This is a genomic window from Acidithiobacillus sp. TH-A36 (genome assembly GCF_057473445.1).
Genome location: NZ_JBYCKP010000048.1, coordinates 1 through 3,241 on the forward strand (window position 1 = coordinate 1; position 3,241 = coordinate 3,241).

A 3,241-nucleotide genomic window follows, 5' to 3' on the forward strand; every position below is an offset into this window, starting at 1 on the left:
CCTGGTGCACGCGATGGTGATGTCATCGTGCGTCCTGCAGTGCGCGGTTAGGAGAGATAAATATGCAAGTCCAAAGTCTGGAAATTGCCAGCGGCAAAAACAGTCCGGTTGAAATTGCTGACGGTGTTTTTGACGTTCCCTACAACGAAGCGCTGTTGCACCAGGTGGTTGTGGCGCAAATGGCTGGCATGCGGACTGCCACTGCGCACCAGAAGAATCGTTCAGCCGTCCGCGGTGGTGGCCGTAAACCCTGGAAGCAAAAGGGTACCGGTCGTGCGCGTGCTGGTACAACACGCAGCCCAATCTGGCGCGGTGGTGGTCGGGTGTTCCCTGCTGGTGGTGAAAACTACCATCAAAAAGTTAATAAAAAGATGTGGGCCGGGGCCATGCGTACAGTTCTGGCCGAATTGTTGCGTCAGGGTCGGTTGCAGATTATTCAACAGGAAGATTTTTCCGAAGCACGCAGTAAAATCGCGCGTGCATGGATTGATCAGGCCGGTGGTACGGATTTTCTGCTGGTCATGGGTGAAGTCCCAGTCAATTTATTCTTGAGCTTGCGGAATTTTCCGAAAGTTGGTATTGCCGGCTGGCAGGATATCGGTCCTGCAGATCTTCTCCAATATGGCCGCGTGCTGATGGATCAGGACGCAGTCATGAAATTAGGTGAGGTGTACGGATGAACGCAGAACGTAAATATCTGGTCCTTTTGGCCCCGGTCATCAGCGAAAAAAGCACCATGGTGCAGCAGAAGTCGAACCAGTTTGTATTCAAAGTGGCGCGCGACTCTACCAAACTTGAAATTAAGTCAGCTGTTGAAAAACTATTTGAAGTTCAGGTGTTGTCTGTTCAAACCTGCAATTACTTGGGCAAGGAAAAGCGTATGGGACGACACGTTGGCCGCCGCTCTTCCTGGAAAAAGGCTTATGTACGTCTGGCCGAAGGCAACAGCATTGACTACGGCGTGGCCTGAGGAAAGGATCTAAAAATGGCATTGATTAAAACTAAACCCACCTCCGCAGGTCGACGTTTTGTCGTTAAGAGCGTAGATACGCGTCTGCACAAAGGGGACCCGTATCCGAAGTTGGTGGAATCGCAATCACATAGTGGCGGCCGCAATAATCATGGGCGAATCACCCGACGTCACCAAGGTGGTGGGCACAAGTCACACTATCGTCTTATTGATTTTAAGCGCAATAAATTTGACGTTCCCGGTAAAGTGGAACGTATGGAGTACGATCCCAATCGTTCGGCGCATATAGCACTTGTTTGCTATGTTGATGGAGAACGTCGTTACATTCTGGCCACCAAAGGAATGAATGTCGGTGACGCCATTCTTTCGGCTGAGCAAACGCCGATCAAGCCCGGCAACTGTATGCCTCTGCGCGGTATCCCGGTAGGTTCGGTAGTGCACAATATTGAAATGCGTCCGGGCAAGGGTGGGCAGATTGCTCGTTCGGCAGGTGCATCAGCACAGCTCATGGCGCGTGATGGGGAATATGCCCAGTTACGTTTGCGCTCTGGCGAAGTCCGTCGAATTCATGTATCCTGCCGCGCTACCATTGGTGAGGTTGGTAACGAAGAACACGGATCTCAGCAATTGGGTAAGGCCGGTGCCACGCGTTGGCGTGGTGTTCGACCAACCGTACGTGGTGTGGTAATGAACCCGGTAGATCATCCCCATGGTGGTGGTGAAGGTCGTACTTCCGGTGGTCGGCACCCGGTTTCACCTTGGGGGCAACCGACCAAGGGTTATCGTACCCGTAAAAACAAGCGTACAAGCAATATGATTGTACGACGTCGTTCGCGTTAGTGGTTAAGGGGATTTGACGTGCCACGTTCCATTAAAAAAGGTCCGTTCATTGATGAACATCTGGACCGTAAAGTACAAAGTGCACAGGCGAGTAGTAGCCGGCGTCCGATCAAAACATGGTCGCGTCGTTCCACTATTACCCCTGATTTCATCGGTCTGACCATCAGTGTACACAATGGTCGTCAGCACATTCCTGTTGTGGTCAACGAGAACATGGTTGGCCATAAGCTCGGTGAATTTGCACTGACACGGACCTTCAAAGGTCACGTGGCTGACAAAAAAGCCAAGCGATAAAGGGGAATCAGATGAAATCATCAGCTGTACTTAAAGGACTTCAGATGTCTCCCCAAAAAGCGCGACTGGTTGCTGACCTGGTGCGCGGCAAACCGGTAGACAAGGCTTTGGAGATTTTACAGTTTACCAACAAGAAAGCGGCATTGCCCATTCGTAAATGTCTCGAATCAGCAATTGCTAATGCAGAAAACAATGAAGGTGCCGATGTGGACGCTCTTTTCGTCGAACAGATTCTGATTGACGGCGGTGCGGTACTGAAGCGCTTTGCGGCCCGGGCAAAAGGTCGGGGCTCACGGATCCTGAAACGGACCAGCCATATCACGATTGTGGTCGCAGAGAGTTAACTGAGGAAGCTATGGGACAAAAAACCAATCCAGTCGGACTGCGTCTGGGAATCATTAAGAATTGGAACTCCCGTTGGTACGGGAAGGGCGATTTCCAAGAAAAATTGCTGGAAGATATTAAAATTCGCCAGTTCATTCGCGAGCGACTTTCCGGTGGAGCTGTTTCCGATATTATTATCGAACGTCCTGCACGAAGTGCGCGTATCACAGTACATACTGCGCGCCCTGGTATCGTTATCGGTAAAAAGGGCGAAGATATCGAAAAGTTACGTCATGATGTGCAAAAGCGCATGGGCGTTCCGGTTCATATTAATGTGGAAGAAATTCGTAAGCCCGAGTTGGATGCGCAACTGGTTGCTGAAAGCGTCGCCCAACAGTTGGAACGCCGAATCATGTTTCGCCGGGCGATGAAAAGGGCTGTTACGAATGCCATGCGTTTTGGAGCGCTGGGTATGCGCATTAATTGTGCCGGCCGATTGGGTGGAGCAGAAATTGCTCGTACTGAATGGTATCGGGAAGGGCGGGTGCCTTTGCACACCCTGCGTGCCGATATTGATTACGGTTTTGCTGAGGCGAAAACCACCTACGGTATTATTGGCGTCAAGGTATGGATTTTTAAGGGCGAGATTCTGGAATGGAGCACGGTACAAAATACCGGTGCTCACCAGAAGTAACGGGAGCTTCAGATGCTGCAGCCTAAACGTACGAAATTTCGTAAACAACACAAGGGACGCAATCGCGGCATAGCGACGCGTGGGAGTAAGGTAAGCTTTGGTGAATTTGGTCTTAAAGC

At 50.9% G+C, this 3,241-nt stretch carries 7 protein-coding genes; all 7 read left to right on the plus strand.

Going from position 1 to position 3,241, the window contains the following annotated elements; translation table 11 throughout:
* Positions 1-62 precede the first annotated feature (62 nt).
* Positions 63-680, plus strand: coding sequence for a 50S ribosomal protein L4 (gene rplD / locus AC2VLY_RS01190; RefSeq protein ID WP_193649840.1), 618 nt, complete (start codon positions 63-65; stop codon positions 678-680).
* Positions 677-970, plus strand: a complete 294-nt coding sequence (gene rplW / locus AC2VLY_RS01195) for a 50S ribosomal protein L23 (protein WP_031573667.1) — start codon at positions 677-679, stop codon at positions 968-970. The genes rplD and rplW overlap by 4 nt, the downstream gene beginning before the upstream one ends.
* A 15-nt stretch (positions 971-985) precedes the next feature.
* A complete protein-coding gene (rplB, locus tag AC2VLY_RS01200; protein WP_193649841.1) occupies positions 986-1,810 on the plus strand; it encodes a 50S ribosomal protein L2 in 825 nt (274 codons plus the stop codon).
* 18 nt (positions 1,811-1,828) lie between these two features.
* Entirely contained in the window at positions 1,829-2,104 is a 276-nt protein-coding gene (rpsS, locus tag AC2VLY_RS01205; protein WP_010639699.1) for a 30S ribosomal protein S19, read from the plus strand.
* A gap of 11 nt (positions 2,105-2,115) precedes the next feature.
* On the plus strand, positions 2,116-2,448 hold the full coding sequence (rplV, locus tag AC2VLY_RS01210) for a 50S ribosomal protein L22 (RefSeq protein WP_010639697.1): 333 nt from the start codon (positions 2,116-2,118) through the stop codon (positions 2,446-2,448).
* An 11-nt stretch (positions 2,449-2,459) separates the two neighbouring features.
* Positions 2,460-3,122, plus strand: a complete 663-nt coding sequence (gene rpsC / locus AC2VLY_RS01215; protein WP_010639696.1) for a 30S ribosomal protein S3 — start codon at positions 2,460-2,462, stop codon at positions 3,120-3,122.
* A 12-nt stretch (positions 3,123-3,134) separates the two neighbouring features.
* Positions 3,135-3,241: ribosomal protein L16 (locus tag AC2VLY_RS01220; protein ID WP_486893959.1), on the plus strand; the 107-nt coding region annotated here is incomplete at its 3' end.

Coding starts and splice junctions, on each gene's coding strand:
- rplD (WP_193649840.1), top strand. CDS start 63: ATGCAAGTCCAAAGTCTGGAAATTGCCAGCGGCAAAAACAGTCCGGTT.
- rplW (WP_031573667.1), top strand. CDS start 677: ATGAACGCAGAACGTAAATATCTGGTCCTTTTGGCCCCGGTCATCAGC.
- rplB (WP_193649841.1), top strand. CDS start 986: ATGGCATTGATTAAAACTAAACCCACCTCCGCAGGTCGACGTTTTGTC.
- rplV (WP_010639697.1), top strand. CDS start 2,116: ATGAAATCATCAGCTGTACTTAAAGGACTTCAGATGTCTCCCCAAAAA.
- rpsC (WP_010639696.1), top strand. CDS start 2,460: ATGGGACAAAAAACCAATCCAGTCGGACTGCGTCTGGGAATCATTAAG.